Source organism: Clostridium sp. CM027 (assembly GCF_024730565.1).
In the GTDB taxonomy this organism is placed as follows: domain Bacteria; phylum Bacillota; class Clostridia; order Clostridiales; family Clostridiaceae; genus Clostridium_AD; species Clostridium_AD estertheticum_B.
On the sequence record NZ_CP077725.1, the window covers coordinates 3,662,508 to 3,678,650 of the forward strand.

Consider the following 16,143-nt stretch of genomic DNA (forward strand, 5'->3'; position numbering starts at 1 on the left):
AACTAATCTGTCTAAGAGGGTGTTTTAGATGAACGTTGTAACAATAAAGATAAACGGTGTTGAATATAATTTAAAAGGTGATGAAAGAGAAGAATATTTACATATGGTAGCTAGTTATGTTGATAAAAAAATAAAAAATATAATGAGTAATAATGAAAAGCTTAGTACTTCCTCAGCAGCAATTTTAACTGCTTTAAATTTAGGTGATGATATGTTTAAAAGTAAGTCACTTTGCAAGGAACTTTTGAGTAAGGGTGAATCTTTAGAAAAACATGATAATGAATTGACTGAGCAGTTAGAAGGTTTAAAAAAACAGTTAAATCATTTGGAAGACTATAATCAAGAATTACTTAACAAGTGTAAAAACACAGAAAAAACTGAATATGTAAAAACATTAGAGCAAGAAAATATAGAGATGCAACAACAATTAGATGTGATGCAAGTGACTAGTAAAAGTTGTATCGAAGAAAATAGAAGAACAAAAACAGAAAATAAAGAAATGAGATTTAAGCTTCAATCTTATAAGTACAAAATAATCGATTCACAAAATAAGTTGATAGAATACCAAATTAGTTTAGCTAAACAAAAGAAAATTAATAATCCACTTTTAGCTTCACATAAAAAATAAAAATTATTTAATTGTCGCCGAAAGGCGATTTTTTTAATGGACGAGAAATATATTTACAAAAGGCTCACAATTTTTAAAATAATTGTGAGTCTATTTTTTATTATAATGACTTTAAGTTGATAAAGTGTAATATTAAAATGCTCATGAAACATATAATTATATTGATAGCGAAATTAAAGACTGTTATATTAACAACAATTATTAAGTTATATCAAATTGTTTATAAAAAAAGGGGGGAAAACAATGAAAAGAAGAATTGCTGGATGTTTAAGTTTAGCAATGTCAATGGCTCTAGTATTATCGGGTTGTGGTAAAAGTGATGTTGGGAGAGCAGCGAAGGATTTAAAAGGATCAGAAGTTATAGCGGCTGTAAATCCAGAAAAAGTGCCACAAACAGCAAAAAACAGAAAAGATACTTTAATTGTTGGATTTACAGCACCAGAAGGAAAATTTAATCCCATATATGAAAGTTCAGTAGATGATGGTTATGTTGCTCAATTAGTTTTTGAAGGGTTATTGACAAATGATGCGAAAGGAAATCCTGTAGAAAAAGTAGCTAAGAAATGGGAGATTTCAAAGGATAGCAAAACCTATACCTTCCATTTAAACAAAGGCATTAAATTTAGCAATGGAGAAGAATTAACTGCAAAGGACGTGGAATTTACTTATACAGCTATTTGTGACCCAAAGTATGATGGACCCAGAACAGACGCTGTAGATAAATTGGTTGGGTATAAGGAATACAATAAAGGTGATGCTAAAACTGTTAAAGGCATAAAGGTTATAGATGACAATACAATTTCATTTACATTAACAGATGTTAAATCACCAGCTCTAAGTTCTGATTTTATTTATGGAATTATGTGCAAGAGTTATTATGCATTTGAAAAAGGTAATATAGATAAATTAAAAAAAACATTCTTAAAACCGATGGGCAGTGGTCCATATATATTTAAAGCATATAAGGCAGGTCAAGAAGCTGACTTTGAGAAAAACCCTAGTTATTGGAAGGGTGAAGCTAAGATTAATAAGTTAATATTAAAAGTTACTAATGCTCAAACCAATATTCAATCACTTTCCGCTGGTGAAGTAGATATTGATAGAATTGCAACTGAACCAGAAAATATCCAAATGCTTAAAAGTGCAGGATTCATAGATATGCAACTTTTTCCGGATAATGGATATGGATATATAGGGTTAAATCTTAAAGATGAAAAATTAAAAGATGAAAGGGTACGGCAAGCACTTACTTATGGTTTAAATAGAAAAGGATTTATAGATGCTAGATATAAAGGATATGCTGATGTTTGTAATGCACCAGTATCACAAGTATCTTGGGCATATACTGATGACATAAATAAATATGAATATAATCCTGAAAAAGCAAATAAATTATTAGAAGCAGCAGGTTGGATTAAAAAGGAAGATGGATTTAGATATAAGGATGGTAAAAAGTTTCAAATCCATTGGATGACTTATCAAGGAAGTAAATACGTAGAATTGTTAATTCCAATAGTAAAGGAGAATTGGAAGGCCATAGGAATAGATGTTATTCCTGAATTAATGGAATTCAAGACTATGTGTACAAAGGTTTTTGATGAACAAAAATTTGATATGTATAATATGTCTTGGACTTTAAGTATTGATCCAGATCCATCAGGATTATTCTCAGAAAAGCAAGCAGAGCTCGGTGGATTCAATCCAGGAAATTGGGTAAATAAAGAAAGTGAAAAATTAATGGCAGATGCTCTTAAGACTACGGATGTAAAAGAAAGAAAGGTATTATATCAAAAGTGGTTAAAACTTTTCACAGAGGAAGCTCCATATGTTTTGTTAGATCAATGTAAAATGATGTGGGCTGTAAGTTCAAGAGTTAAAGGTATAAACATCTCTCCATATGTTAATTTTACTTATCAAATTGCAGATGCAGAATTGATTGAACCTAAAGCTAAATAGGTAAATGATGCTTTAATTATATTTTGCTATGCTTGGGGTTACCAAGCATAGTTTATAAAGGGGGATTGTCATGAGGCAGTATATAACTAGAAGATTACTGCAAATGATACCAGTTTTAATAGGGGTATCTATAGTAATATTTTTAATATTGCAGTTGGCACCAGGTGATGCATTAACAGGTAAAATGGATCCACATTTAACACCAGAAAGAAAGCAAGAATTAAGACATCAAATGGGACTAGATCTACCGGCGTATAAGCAGTATCTTAGATGGGCTGGAGGAGTACTTCATGGGGATTTTGGCGAATCTACTAACTTTAAACAGCCAGTAGGAAAGGTTATGAACACATATATTTGGAATACATTTTACCTAGCTATACTCTCATTAATACTAAGTGTATTAATCTCAATTCCAATCGGAGTGGTTTCTGCAACTAAGCAGTACTCAAAATTTGATGGATTTTTCACCGTGTTTGCCCTGATAGGTATTTCTATGCCCTCATTCTTTTTTGGTATGCTTCTTATAAAAGTTTTTGCTGTAGACCTTAAAATACTTCCGGTTTCTGGAATGAGCACGGCTGGAAGTACAGTAGCAGGCATTTCCTATGGTTTAGATGTAGCTCGTCATATGATACTACCGCTAATTGTACTTACTTTAAGTAGTGTGGCAGGTCTTATGAGATACACAAGATCAAGTATGCTAGAGGTAATAAGGCAGGATTATATAAGAACAGCTAGAGCTAAAGGACTTAAAGAAAAAGTGGTTATATATAAACATGCTCTTAGAAATGGAATGATTCCTGTTATTACTTTACTGGGATTTTGGCTTCCTTTATTATTTTCTGGAGCGTTTATTACAGAAAGCATTTTTGGGTGGCCTGGCATAGGACCTATAGAAATTGCTGCAGTAAGTGGACGTGATTATCCACTGCTCATGGGAATAAATATCTTATTTGCAGTGTTAACTTTGGTTGGGAATCTAATTGCAGATGTTACTTATGCCGTAGTTGATCCGAGAATAAGGCTTAAATAGGAGGTGTTAAAATGCAAGCAGAAGTAAAACCAAAAGTGAAGCAAATTAAAAAAGAAGAAATTTTAAGCCCTTGGAAGATAATAAGAAAACGGTTAAAAAAGAATAAACTAGCTATATTTGGAATGTATATACTGTTGTTTATGGTGATTATGGCATTAATTGGTCCATTAATATCACCTTATAAAATGGAAACTATAGATTTATACAATGTATCATCTTCACCTTCTTTTAAACATCTTTTGGGTACCGATGATGTGGGAAGAGATGTTTTAGTAAGAGTGATGTATGGGGGCAGAATATCTCTGTCAGTAGGAGTGCTCGCTGTATTTGTTGAAGTACTAATTGGAAGTATGTTAGGAGGAATAGCAGGCTTTTATGGTGGAACAGTGGATAGTGTAATAATGAGGATAGTTGATATATTCTTATGCTTTCCAAGTTTGCCACTACTAATAATGCTGGCAGCTGTAATGTCAGATTTAAATGTTGCCCCACAGTATAGGATGTACGTAGTTATGTTTATTATAGGATTACTTGGATGGCCAAGCCTTTGCCGTATTGTTCGAGGACAAATACTATCGCTTAGGGAACAGGAATTTATGCAGGCAGCAGAAGCTTTAGGACTTAAGGATAGAAGGAAAATATTTAGTCATCTACTACCAAATACCTATGCGTCTATTATAGTTTCAGCTACTTTAGGTATAGGTGGTGCAATTCTAACGGAATCAGCATTAAGTTTTCTAGGACTTGGAGTTACTCCCCCTACGCCGTCTTGGGGTCAAATGGTCCAGGCAGTTAATAATGCATATATATTACAATTCAAACCTTGGATTTGGGCGCCTCCTGGCATATGCATTTTCTTAACGGTAATGGGTATAAATTTATTTGGAGATGGACTTCGCGACGCCATCGATCCCAAACTAAAGGTTTAGGAGGTGTATTATGAGTAAAAATTTAGTGGAGATAAAAAATTTGAAAACATATTTTTACACAGAAGATGGAATTGTGAAAGCTGTTGATGATGTTAGTTTTAATATTAGAAAAGGTGAAATAATAGGTGTAGTTGGAGAATCGGGTTGTGGTAAAAGCGTTACGGCAATGTCAATAATGAGATTAATTCCGTCACCACCCGGAAAAATAGTTGGAGGCGAAATTCTGTTTGAAAATAAAAATATTTTAGAACTTAAAGGCGATGAAATAAGAAAAATAAGGGGGAATGACATAGCAGTAATATTTCAAGAGCCTATGACTTCATTAAATCCTATATTCACTATAGGGTATCAAATAGAAGAAGTAATAATGCTCCATCAAAAGTTAAATAAAGTTAAGGCTAGGGAAAAAGCAGTAGATATGTTAAAGCTAGTTGGAGTGCCAAGAGCTGAGGACATAGTGAAGTGTTACCCTCATGAGCTTAGTGGAGGTATGCGCCAAAGGGCAATGATTGCAATGGCTGTGTCTTGTAATCCAAAGCTTTTAATAGCAGATGAGCCAACTACTGCATTAGATGTAACAATTCAAGCGCAAATACTTGATATTATGAAGGATCTAAAGAAAAAGCTTAATACTTCAATAATGCTAATAACTCATGATCTTGGAGTAATTGCTGAAATGGCAGAATATGTAGTAGTAATGTATGCTGGTAAGGTTATTGAAGAAGCACCTGTAATTGAGTTATTTAAAAATCCAATGCATCCATATACTGAAGGCTTAATGAAATCTAAACCTTCACTGGATAAAGATGTAGATAGATTATACTCAATACCCGGACAGGTTCCAAACCCAATTAATATGCCAGAAGAATGTTATTTTTGTGCAAGATGCCCGAAAGCTATGGATATTTGTAGAAAGAAGCAACCACCTACTTACGAGATAAGGCAAGGACATAAGGTAGCCTGCTTTTTATATGAGGAGCAAAACAACTAATAAATATTTTGTACTATGAAGCGATGCAAGGAGGGGAAGTAAGTGCACGATGAAATAGTTAGAGTAGAGAATTTAAAAACATATTTTCCTATTCAGGGTGGAATACTTAAAAAGACTGTAGGTTATGTTAAAGCTGTAGATGGGGTATCTCTATATATAAATAAAGGTGAAACCTTGGGCCTAGTGGGTGAATCAGGATGTGGGAAAACTACAGTTGGTAGAACTATGTTAAGGCTTATAAACAAAACAGAAGGCAATGTTTATTTTAAAAATCAAAATGTATTTGATTTATCGAAAAAAGATTTAAGAAAGATGAGACCTAAAATGCAAATAATTTTTCAAGATCCATATAGTTCTCTTAATCCAAGACTTACTATAGGGCAAATAGTTGGAGAATCGCTAATAGATCATGAGTTATTGCCTAAAAGCGAAATTGCTGGTAGAGTTAAAGAGGTGCTTGAGATTTGTGGGCTTGCACCTTATCACATAAGAAGATACCCACATGAATTTTCAGGTGGGCAAAGGCAGAGAATAGGAATAGCAAGAGCTCTTATATTAAATCCTGAATTTATAGTTGCTGATGAACCTGTATCAGCACTAGATGTGTCCATTCAATCTCAAATAGTTAATTTAATGTGTGATCTTCAAGAAAAAATGGGGTTTTCATATTTATTTATTTCGCATGATTTAAGTGTAGTAAAACATATTAGTCATAGAATAGGGGTTATGTACCTAGGATCTTTGGTGGAATTAGCATCAAAAAATGAATTGTATAATAATCCTCTTCATCCATATACGAAGGCATTGTTATCGGCAGTGCCTCTACCAGATCCAACATTAAAGAGAGAAAGAATTATTCTTAAGGGAGACATACCAAGTCCGGCAAATCCACCCTCTGGCTGTAAATTTCATACCCGATGTCAATATGCTGTGGAAAGATGCAAAAATGAATGTCCACAGTATAAAGATGTAGGCAGTAAACATTTTGTAGCTTGCCACTTGCTGTAAGGTAATGATTGGTAGCATAAAAGGATAGTATATTGAATTTCCAAAGTAAGGGGGGAATATATGAGACAGGAAAGAGAACTAGAAAGAATAAAGGATAGTGATTTGAATTGTGATGAAGGTGTAGGATGGAAGGACATTGTAGCCATTGTTATAGCACAATTTCAGATATTTATGCCAATAGTTATGGGAGCTGCATTAGTCATGAGTTTGTTGTTATTTATTGTAATGAAAGTATGGATCAGAAGTTAATAATAGTCAACTAGTAGTTGTAAAAAAATGTATATTTGTTTAAGAATACACCCTAGAGATAATGAAAAATTTGTCGAAGATGAATTTGCACTATCACTTGGGTGCTTATTTGGGTATAATTGAAGTGTAGGGACATTTAATCTCATGCCCCTAATGTTAGAACATGAAAAGGATGGTATGTATATGAATTTGTTAACAATAGAAGAAATGAGTAAAAGTTATAGTGAAAAAATACTCATTAATAAAGTGTCATTAGGTATAAGTGATGGCGATAAAATTGGATTAATAGGAGTTAATGGAACAGGAAAATCAACTTTTTTAAAAATAATAGCTGGCTTTGAAGTTCCTGATGGGGGAAGAATTTTAAAGGGAAACAAAGTGAATATAGAATATTTATCTCAAAATCCTAAATTTGACCCAGAAGCTACAGTGCTTGAGCAAATTTTTAAAAGTGAAACTGATGTTATGAAGGTTATAAGAGAATATGAAGTAGCTATGGAGAAAATGGAGGAAAATCCAGAAGATGAATCCGTTCAAAATACTTTAATGAACCTTAACACTAAGATGGACGCATGTAACGGATGGGAAGTTCAAAATGAAGCTAAAATAATACTTACAAAGCTTGGAATAACCGATTTTAAGCAGCGAATAGGCAACCTTTCAGGTGGACAAAGAAAAAGAGTCGCTTTGTGTAGTGCTCTAATTACTCCCTCAGATTTATTAATTTTGGATGAGCCTACAAATCATATGGATAATAAAATAATAGATTGGCTTGAGAAATTTTTAAATAGTAGAAAAGGTGCACTACTTATGATTACTCATGATAGGTATTTTTTAGATAGAATAACAAATAAAATTATTGAGCTTGATAAGGGTAATCTATATAGTTATCAGGGGAATTATAGTGTGTTTTTGGAAAAGAAAGTTGAAAGAATGGCTTTAATGGATACAATAGAGAAAAAAAGAGAGAGTTTATTTAAAAAGGAACTAGCTTGGATAAGACGTGGGGCTAAAGCTAGAAGTACTAAGCAAAAGGCGAGAATTGACCGTTTTGATGAGCTTCGCGATGGAAAAGTTGATGTAACAAACGAAAAGTTAGAATTATCCTCGGCATCTACTAGACTTGGTAAAAAGATTATGAATGTAGAGAACATATATAAAGCATATGGTGATAAAAAATTAATTAGTAATTTTAGTCATACTTTTACTAGGAGAGATAAAGTAGGTATTATAGGACCTAATGGTATGGGGAAATCTACGCTTATGAATATTTTAAGTGGAGTATTAAGCCCAGATTCAGGGGTAATAGATTGGGGAGAAACATTGAAAATTGGCTTTTTCCATCAAGAAAATGGTGAGATGAACGAAAAGCTACGTGCTATAGAGTACATTCGAGAAGGTGCAGAATATATAACTACAGGCGATGGAGAACAGGTTACAGCTTCTCAAATGCTTGAGAGATTCTTATTTGATGGAACTACTAAGCATTCATTTATTTCTAGTTTATCCGGTGGAGAAAAACGAAGACTATATTTATTAAGGATTCTTATGGAAGCTCCAAATGTACTATTTTTAGATGAGCCAACTAATGACTTTGATATTCAAACTCTAGCAGTACTCGAAGATTATTTAGATGGGTTTAGTGGTGTGGTTATAACTGTATCTCATGATAGATACTTTTTAGATAGAGTATCTGACAAAATATTCAGTTTTGAGGGAAATGAAAAGATAATTCAATTTGTAGGTAATTATTCTGAGTATAAAGAATATATAGAAAAAAATCCGAATTTACTAGAAGTAGATAAAGAAGACAAAAAAGATGTAAATGAAGAGGTTGCAAGCAGTAAAGATGAGGCAATTAAAGAAGAGAAGCTTTTGAAAATTACATTTAAAGAGCAGAAAGAATTTGATGAAATCGACGGTAAAATTGAGCAAAAGGAAGCAGAACTTGTGGATATTAATAAAAAAATCAATGATGGAAGTAGTGATTTTGAATATTTGCAGAAACTAGTTAAGCAGCAAAAGAATATTGGAGTTGAAGCTGAACAGCTAATGGTGCGATGGACATATTTAAATGAATTAGTTGAGAAAATAGAGCAGCAGAAAAACAATTAAATCATCACCCACTTATACAAGTGGGTGATTTTGTTTCTGAAATGTTATTGAAAATTTATGAGTGATAAGTTTATTTAATAAAGAAGGTATGGTCTGTGGATAAAAATAGAGATATAAAAATATCTGTGCGTAACTTAGTAGAGTTTGTACTAAGGGCTGGCGATTTAGATATGAGGTTTATGGGGAGTAGCAGAGCTGTAGAGGGAACCAAAGCACATCAAAAAATTCAAAGTGAGAATAAAGAAAAGTATTCGGTATTACTTGGAGAAGAATATCGCGCTGAGGTAAGTTTAAAACACAGTATACTATATAATGGGGCCTCGATTATAATTGAGGGGCGTGCTGATGGTATTCTAATCAAAAATAATAAAGTTACCATAGATGAAATTAAAACAGTTGCTAAAGATATAGAACTTATTAAGGAAGATTATAATAGTCTTCACTGGGCTCAAGCCAAATGTTATGCATATATATATGGGATTCAAAATAATCTTGGGCTTATTAATGTTCAATTAACCTATTATGAAATAGATACGCAAAAAACTAAGCAGTTTATCAAAGCTTTTTCAATTGAAAAACTACAAGAATTTTTTGATGAAATTATCTCTAGCTATTTTGTATGGGCAAATATTGCTAGTGAGTGGAATAAGGAAAGAGATAGTACTATAAAAGAGTTGTTGTTTCCGTTTGAAAATTATAGGGACGGTCAAAGGGAACTAGCTGTCTGCGTATATAAAACAGTAGTAGAGAAAAAGAAAATGTTTGTGCAAGCCCCCACAGGAATAGGTAAAACTATATCTACTTTGTTTCCGGTGGTTAAAGCTATGGGAGAAGGGCATACCACAAAGATTTTTTACCTAACAGCCAAAACTATAACAAGACGAGTTGCAGAGGATGCCTTTGATAAAATGAAATCAAATGGACTTAAATTTAAGACGATTACACTAACAGCAAAGGATAAAGTATGTCTTAGTAAAGGTAGTGCATGTAATCCGCAGCAATGTAAATTTGCAAAAGGACATTTTGATAGAGTTAATGAAGCGCTACTTGATATTCTGAAAAATGAAAATACATTTAGCAGAGAAATAATTGAGATATACTCAAATAAATATAACGTATGTCCATTTGAGTTTTCATTGGATTTAACTGTGTGGGCTGACAGCGTTATATGCGATTATAATTATGTATTTGATCCTAGGGTTTACTTAAAAAGATTCTTTACTGATAACAGTGGGGAATATACTTTTTTGGTTGATGAGGCTCATAACTTAGTGGATAGAGCTAGAGAAATGTTTTCAGCGCAAATTAGTAAAAAATTGATTATGCAATTGAAAAAAGATATAAAAGGTCTTGACGATCAAATGTACAAAGTTTTGAATAAGTTAAATGCTCTTATCAACAGCATGAAGAAAATGTGTAATGAAGATGGATATTACAAACAAAATGCTGAACCAGTGGATGTATATAACCTCCTTACGAGGCTTACTAAAATATTAGAAAAATGGCTCACGAAAAATGAAAAATCTGAAACATATGATAGTTTTTTAGAATTGTATTTTAACTCTTTGAGTTTTATTCGGGTAGCTGAACTTTATGATGATAAATATATAACCTATGTAGAAAGTGGGTTAGATGACGTAGTATTAAAAATGTTTTGCTTGGATCCATCTAAGCTTTTAAGCGAGGCGTCAAAAAGAGGTCAATCAGTGATATACTTCTCTGCAACGCTACTACCATTAGTATACTTTAAAGAGATTTTGGGTGGAGAAAGTAAGGATTACCATTTAACGCTGAATTCTCCCTTTGACAAAAGTAAGCTTAGGGTAATGGTAGCTAAGGACATTTCTACTAAATATAAATATAGAGAAAATAGTTACCTAAAGATAGTAGAGTACATATATTCTGTAATAAGTGCTAAGAATGGAAATTATATGGTGTTTTTTCCTTCATATAAATATATGGAGGAAGTGTGTAATAGTTTTACGCAAAAGTATCCACATATCAAAGTAAGTATCCAAACCAATTCTATGACTGAAGATGCCAGGGAAGAATTTTTGCAAAACTTTAGTAGTTCGAGTGATGAGAATATTTTAGGTTTTGGAGTTTTAGGTGGTATATTTTCTGAAGGTATTGATTTAAAAGGTGATGCATTAATTGGTGTTATAATCATCGGTGTAGGTCATCCTATGATTTGCTTTGAACGGGAAATTATTAAAGAATACTTTAATAATAAAAGCAATTGTGGCTATGAATATTCTTATATGTACCCAGGTATGAATAAAGTACTACAGGCGGCGGGAAGGGTAATTAGAACAGAGGAAGATAGTGGGATCGCGCTATTAATAGATGATAGATTCCTTAACCAAAGGTATAGACGACTTTTCCCAAAGGAATGGGACAATTATCATATAATAAATAATAGCACTCATGCTAAAAAAGAGATTTGTGAATTTTGGGAATAAGGAATTGTAAAAATAATATTATCTAAGAAAATAAAAAAACTTGAGCATTTGCTCAAGTTTTTTATATACAAATAATTAAAGTCTATTTATAAGATACTGTGGGGGGATAAAAAAGGAAACTAATTTAATAATAACCGCTACAGATACATCTACATAAAATATTTTCCTTTTTATAGTTGGGGGTATTTAATTTTAAAGGGATTATATCAAAATAAGTTTCCTATATATAAACGGTATATTTCGACTTATTTCTTACTCTAAGATTAACATGTATTACACATATAGTCAATGGGATTTTTAAAAGTTTAATATAAACTGATTAAAAATGAAAATAGATAAATATATTCGACAAAATATAATGAAATTTACATTTTCATTTAGTGATTTATCAGTGATGTTATAACATTTTTGTAAAAAATTAATTCTAACTAGTTTTATATTTTACTTATATCGTATTCTCTCTATAGGTTAGTTAGCTATATAGGTTGACGATTTCCTATACTATTAATTAAATAAGTAATAGTAACAGGAGCTTAAAAGGTTTTTGGGGGTATTTTTTACAGAAAATTAATAATAATATAGCATTTATAGTGCTAGAATATAATATAAGAATAACAATGCTGAAAGTGCTAAATTAAAATTATTATATTTAGTTTACTGCTTACACATGTTAAAGTAGATAACAATTAATAATTGTTATTTACTTCAGAAAATGATAGGGGGAATAGTATAAATGTTTGTTAAATCTTCTAGAGAAGTTTATGGCTGGGATAGATTTTCAACAGCAACCTTATTGATAGGAATATTTTTGTTAGTAGCTAGGTATTCATGGATTTTAGGAACAGCACTTATTATATATTCAATTTGGAGATGTAGGTCAACTAATGTACATGGGAGAAATAATGAAAAATTTGTTTTTGAAAATATAGAAAGACATTTTTATCGTAAAATCAATAATTTAAAACAAAATATTAAACTAATTAATATTAAAATTAAAAATTATAGACCTATAGAGAGATTAAAGGAAAAAAAGAAGTATATAATAACTAGCTGTCCTAAATGTGAACAAAAATTAAGATTACCAAGAGGAAAAGGTAAAATTATTATAACTTGCTCAAAGTGCTGTAGCGAGTTTAGGTTGAAGACATAAAAAAAAGATATCCTTTTAAAGGATATCTTTTTTTTATTGTTAGGCTTATATGCCCTATTTTATTTAATAAAAAATTATCTTGAATTATTTACCTGAACCTAACTCAGCAAGACAGTCTTTACAAATATTTTTACCTTTGTAGTTTACAACGTCTCTTGCATTTTGACAGAAAATACAAGCTGGTTCATATTTTTTAAGAATAATTTGATCACCATCTACATAGATTTCTAAAGCGTCCTTGATATCTATATCCAAAGTTCTTCTCAATTCTATAGGAATAACAATTCTTCCAAGTTCGTCCACTTTTCTTACAATACCTGTTGATTTCATTTAATTTCCTCCTCAAACATCTTTCGACTTATTTATAATTAAATTGTAGCAAAAATAACATAAAACGTCAATAGGTTTATGAAAATATTTAAGAAAAATAATAAAAATTAACAAACTTTTACGTATTATGCAAAAAAAATATAATGGTCTGTCATTTTAAACATTATTATAATATCTTATACAATATACATAAAATTTTAATAATTACAATATTCATAATAGATTGTAATTGGTGTAAATCATGATAGTAAATAAAAAAAGGTTAGTACAGTGGGTACTAACCTTTAAAAATGTAACTATCTATAATTAGTGAATTGTAGGGGAATATCAAAATCTTTCGATTTTATTAAAGCCATTACTTGCTGTAGATCGTCAAGGTCCTTACCGGTAACCCTTAGCTGATTATCCATAATTTGAGCTTGAACTTTAATTTTGCTGGATTTAATTTCAGCAATTATTTTTTTCGATTTTTCAGTAGAAATACCTTTTACAATTTTGGCTGTTTGCCTTGCAGAACCTAATGTAGCAGGTTCTTGTTTACCTAGATCTAATGCTTTTCCAGATATACCTCTTTTAATTAACTTACTTACAAGAACGTCTATAACTGATTTTAATTTAAAATCATCATCAGATATTATTTTAATATCTTCTTTTCCTAGGTTAATTTCAGTAATAGTATTTCTAAAATCATACCTTTGTTTAACTTCTTTCAATGCTTGGTTTATTGCATTGTCTACTTCTTGCATATCGACATCTGATACTATGTCAAACGAATGTGCAGTTGCCATAATTAAAAACCTCCTATATATTTTTATGTTAATTAATAGAATCTTATTAATTAATAGTAGATTAATAATTTGAAAATGTCCAGTAGTTAATGAGTAAAAATTATAAAAACTATAAACTTGATAGCGATTTGTTTATTTATGAAATGTTATTAAATCATGAAAATCAAATGTTTGATATGTTTTAAATATCATAAAGTTGACGAAAATAGATAATAATACATGTTTTGATTAAAACAAATACAAAGTTCGTCGCCATAAAGGTACAAATTTTTTAAAATAATGTTATACTATTGTAAGAAATTATTACGTATGAGAGGAAGAAATATATGTTGCGTGAAGCACAAGAAAAATTAAAAAAGTATTATGGATATGATAATTTTAGAAAAGGACAAGAAAATGTAATAGAGAGTATAATAAGCGGAAAAGATACCTTTGCTGTAATGCCTACTGGTGCAGGGAAATCGGTGTGTTACCAGATACCTGCTCTAATGCTAAAAGGAGTAACACTCGTAATATCACCACTTATATCGCTTATGAAGGATCAAGTAGATACATTGAATAGTATAGGGATAGCTGCAACATATATAAATAGCTCATTAAGTATTAATGAAGTTAATGAAAGAATTGATAAGGTAGCGCTTGGGGAGTTTAAGCTTCTTTATGTTGCCCCAGAAAGGTTAGAATCAGACTTCTTCTGCAATATGTTAAATAGATTAACAATATCGCTTTTAGCAGTGGATGAAGCTCATTGTGTATCTCAATGGGGACATGATTTTAGAACCAGTTATGCAGCAATTTCTAGTTTGATAGAAAAATTACAAGAAAGACCAATTATAGCAGCATTTACAGCTACTGCAACAGAGGAAGTAAGGTTAGACGTTATAAAGTTATTAAAATTAAGAGAGCCGGATGTTTATGTAACTGGTTTTAATAGAGAAAATTTGAGCTTTACTGTTATTCGTGGAGAAAACAAAAGAGATTTTGTATTAGAATACATTCAAGATAATAAAGACCAAGTAGGGATAATATACACTTCTACAAGGAAGGAAACGAATAATCTCTATGAGCTTTTGAATAAAAAGGGATATAGTGTTGGAAGATACCATGCGGGGCTAGGAGATGAAGAGCGAAAACAAAACCAAGAAAAGTTTTTGTATGACGATATCAACATTATTATAGCTACAAATGCTTTTGGAATGGGAATAGATAAATCAAATGTTCGATATGTAATTCATTATAATTTGCCAAAGAGTATGGAATCTTATTATCAAGAAGCGGGACGTGGAGGCAGAGATGGAGAGCCTAGCGAATGTATACTGTTATTTTCTGCAGCAGATGTGTTACTTCAAAAATTTTTTATAGAACAAAGTGTCGTATCACCTCAAAGGAAGGTAAATGAATATAAGAAACTTCAAGCTATGGTGGATTATTCACATACTTCAAGATGTTTACGACAGTTTATTTTGGAATATTTTGGCGAAGAAAATGTTCAAGATAAATGTGACAATTGCAGTACATGCAATGATGAAAGTGAACTGGTAGATATAACTATAGAGGCACAAAAAATATTTTCTTGCATCTTTAGGATGAAGGAGAGGTATGGTACTTCATTAATTGCAGAAGTACTTCGTGGCTCAAAGAATAAAAAAGTTTTGGAACTTGGATTTGATAAGTTATCTACCTATGGGATAATAAAGCAATATACTGTTAAAGAGATAAGAGACCTCATAAATGTGCTTACGGCAGAAGAATATCTTTCACTTGCAGATGGTCAATTTCCGGTGGTTCATTTAAAAGATAAAGCAGTGGCAGTACTTAAAAATGAAGAAAAAGTGTATCAAAAGGTTGAGAAAAAGAAAGCTAAGGTAGCTCGCGATACTGGTTTGTTTGAAATATTGAGGTCCCTTCGAAAAGAAATTTCAGACCGGGAAAAAGTTCCACCTTATATTGTGTTTGCAGATAGCGCGTTAAGAGAGATGAGCGAATATTTCCCAGTAAATAATAAAGAAATGCTAAACATTAAAGGGGTAGGAGAATCTAAGCTTAAGAAGTATGGTGAGGAATTCATTCAGGTTATAAAAAAATATATGCAGGAAAACAATATAGAACTAAAGGCAGAAATACTATATAATGAAAATGATGAGAAGGTTCAAACTGAATGTGCGGTAGAAAAAGCTTGCGAAAATGAAGGAAAGATCCCTAGCTATGTTATTACTTATAATATGTATAAAGAGGGTAAAAGCATAGAGGACATAATTTACGAGAGAAAATTAAAAAGCCTCACAGTACAAGAACATATATTTAAATGTGCTTATGAGGGTTTTGATGTTAATTTAGATGATTTTATTCCAAAACATCAGGAAGCACTTATTATTGAAGTTATAGAAAAAATTGGAGCTTCAAAGCTTAGACCTATCAAAGAAGCATTACCAGAAGAAATAGATTATTTAGCTATAAAAGCAACAATATTTAAATACGCTAACAATAAGATTTCTTAGAAAAAA

13 protein-coding genes are annotated in these 16,143 nt (G+C 31.4%); 11 read left to right on the forward strand and 2 right to left on the reverse strand.

Annotated elements, in window-relative coordinates; all coding sequences use genetic code 11:
• The first annotated feature begins 28 nt into the window (after nucleotides 1-28).
• The 10 genes from KTC92_RS17455 (at nucleotide 29) to KTC92_RS17500 (ending at nucleotide 12,521) form a co-directional block, all read left to right on the forward strand.
• Nucleotides 29-628: a cell division protein ZapA gene (locus KTC92_RS17455; protein ID WP_216303265.1), complete on the forward strand. Its 600-nt coding sequence runs from the start codon at nucleotides 29-31 to the stop codon at nucleotides 626-628.
• Between the two features lie 243 nt (nucleotides 629-871).
• Nucleotides 872-2,584, forward strand: a complete 1,713-nt coding sequence (locus KTC92_RS17460) for an ABC transporter substrate-binding protein (protein ID WP_220287390.1) — start codon at nucleotides 872-874, stop codon at nucleotides 2,582-2,584.
• A gap of 70 nt (nucleotides 2,585-2,654) precedes the next feature.
• Nucleotides 2,655-3,617, forward strand: a complete 963-nt coding sequence (locus KTC92_RS17465) for an ABC transporter permease (protein ID WP_220287388.1) — start codon at nucleotides 2,655-2,657, stop codon at nucleotides 3,615-3,617.
• Nucleotides 3,618-3,628: 11 nt separating this feature from the next.
• Nucleotides 3,629-4,546 (forward strand): oligopeptide ABC transporter permease, encoded by a 918-nt coding sequence (opp4C, locus tag KTC92_RS17470; protein WP_216303262.1) that lies wholly within the window; start codon nucleotides 3,629-3,631, stop codon nucleotides 4,544-4,546.
• 10 nt (nucleotides 4,547-4,556) lie between these two features.
• Nucleotides 4,557-5,537 (forward strand): ABC transporter ATP-binding protein, encoded by a 981-nt coding sequence (locus KTC92_RS17475; protein WP_220287386.1) that lies wholly within the window; start codon nucleotides 4,557-4,559, stop codon nucleotides 5,535-5,537.
• A gap of 42 nt (nucleotides 5,538-5,579) precedes the next feature.
• A complete protein-coding gene (locus KTC92_RS17480; RefSeq protein ID WP_220287384.1) occupies nucleotides 5,580-6,545 on the forward strand; it encodes an ABC transporter ATP-binding protein in 966 nt (321 codons plus the stop codon).
• A gap of 60 nt (nucleotides 6,546-6,605) precedes the next feature.
• Nucleotides 6,606-6,794 (forward strand): hypothetical protein, encoded by a 189-nt coding sequence (locus KTC92_RS17485; RefSeq protein ID WP_165414639.1) that lies wholly within the window; start codon nucleotides 6,606-6,608, stop codon nucleotides 6,792-6,794.
• 183 nt (nucleotides 6,795-6,977) lie between these two features.
• Nucleotides 6,978-8,909: an ABC-F family ATP-binding cassette domain-containing protein gene (locus tag KTC92_RS17490; protein ID WP_216303291.1), complete on the forward strand. Its 1,932-nt coding sequence runs from the start codon at nucleotides 6,978-6,980 to the stop codon at nucleotides 8,907-8,909.
• 170 nt (nucleotides 8,910-9,079) lie between these two features.
• Nucleotides 9,080-11,371 carry an ATP-dependent DNA helicase gene (locus KTC92_RS17495; protein ID WP_220287393.1) on the forward strand — a complete coding sequence of 764 codons (2,292 nt, stop codon included), beginning with the start codon at nucleotides 9,080-9,082 and terminating at the stop codon, nucleotides 11,369-11,371.
• Nucleotides 11,372-12,104: 733 nt separating this feature from the next.
• Nucleotides 12,105-12,521: a hypothetical protein gene (locus KTC92_RS17500; RefSeq protein ID WP_165414641.1), complete on the forward strand. Its 417-nt coding sequence runs from the start codon at nucleotides 12,105-12,107 to the stop codon at nucleotides 12,519-12,521.
• 84 nt (nucleotides 12,522-12,605) lie between these two features.
• Here the strand turns inward: KTC92_RS17500 and KTC92_RS17505 are convergent, their stop codons facing one another.
• Nucleotides 12,606-12,851, reverse strand: a complete 246-nt coding sequence (locus KTC92_RS17505) for an AbrB/MazE/SpoVT family DNA-binding domain-containing protein (protein ID WP_071614011.1) — start codon at nucleotides 12,849-12,851, stop codon at nucleotides 12,606-12,608.
• 296 nt (nucleotides 12,852-13,147) lie between these two features.
• The gene (locus KTC92_RS17510; RefSeq protein ID WP_165414514.1) at nucleotides 13,148-13,639 is read right to left on the reverse strand and encodes a YajQ family cyclic di-GMP-binding protein; all 492 of its coding nucleotides are present in this window, start codon (nucleotides 13,637-13,639) and stop codon (nucleotides 13,148-13,150) included.
• A gap of 326 nt (nucleotides 13,640-13,965) precedes the next feature.
• Here KTC92_RS17510 and recQ point away from each other — a divergent pair, with 326 nt between their 5' ends.
• Nucleotides 13,966-16,137: a DNA helicase RecQ gene (gene recQ / locus KTC92_RS17515; RefSeq protein WP_216303258.1), complete on the forward strand. Its 2,172-nt coding sequence runs from the start codon at nucleotides 13,966-13,968 to the stop codon at nucleotides 16,135-16,137.
• Nucleotides 16,138-16,143 lie beyond the last annotated feature (6 nt).

Coding starts and splice junctions, on each gene's coding strand:
- KTC92_RS17455 (WP_216303265.1), top strand. CDS start 29: ATGAACGTTGTAACAATAAAGATAAACGGTGTTGAATATAATTTAAAA.
- KTC92_RS17460 (WP_220287390.1), top strand. CDS start 872: ATGAAAAGAAGAATTGCTGGATGTTTAAGTTTAGCAATGTCAATGGCT.
- KTC92_RS17465 (WP_220287388.1), top strand. CDS start 2,655: ATGAGGCAGTATATAACTAGAAGATTACTGCAAATGATACCAGTTTTA.
- opp4C (WP_216303262.1), top strand. CDS start 3,629: ATGCAAGCAGAAGTAAAACCAAAAGTGAAGCAAATTAAAAAAGAAGAA.
- KTC92_RS17475 (WP_220287386.1), top strand. CDS start 4,557: ATGAGTAAAAATTTAGTGGAGATAAAAAATTTGAAAACATATTTTTAC.
- KTC92_RS17485 (WP_165414639.1), top strand. CDS start 6,606: ATGAGACAGGAAAGAGAACTAGAAAGAATAAAGGATAGTGATTTGAAT.
- KTC92_RS17490 (WP_216303291.1), top strand. CDS start 6,978: ATGAATTTGTTAACAATAGAAGAAATGAGTAAAAGTTATAGTGAAAAA.
- KTC92_RS17495 (WP_220287393.1), top strand. CDS start 9,080: ATGAGGTTTATGGGGAGTAGCAGAGCTGTAGAGGGAACCAAAGCACAT.
- KTC92_RS17500 (WP_165414641.1), top strand. CDS start 12,105: ATGTTTGTTAAATCTTCTAGAGAAGTTTATGGCTGGGATAGATTTTCA.
- KTC92_RS17505 (WP_071614011.1), bottom strand. CDS start 12,851: ATGAAATCAACAGGTATTGTAAGAAAAGTGGACGAACTTGGAAGAATT.
- KTC92_RS17510 (WP_165414514.1), bottom strand. CDS start 13,639: ATGGCAACTGCACATTCGTTTGACATAGTATCAGATGTCGATATGCAA.
- recQ (WP_216303258.1), top strand. CDS start 13,966: ATGTTGCGTGAAGCACAAGAAAAATTAAAAAAGTATTATGGATATGAT.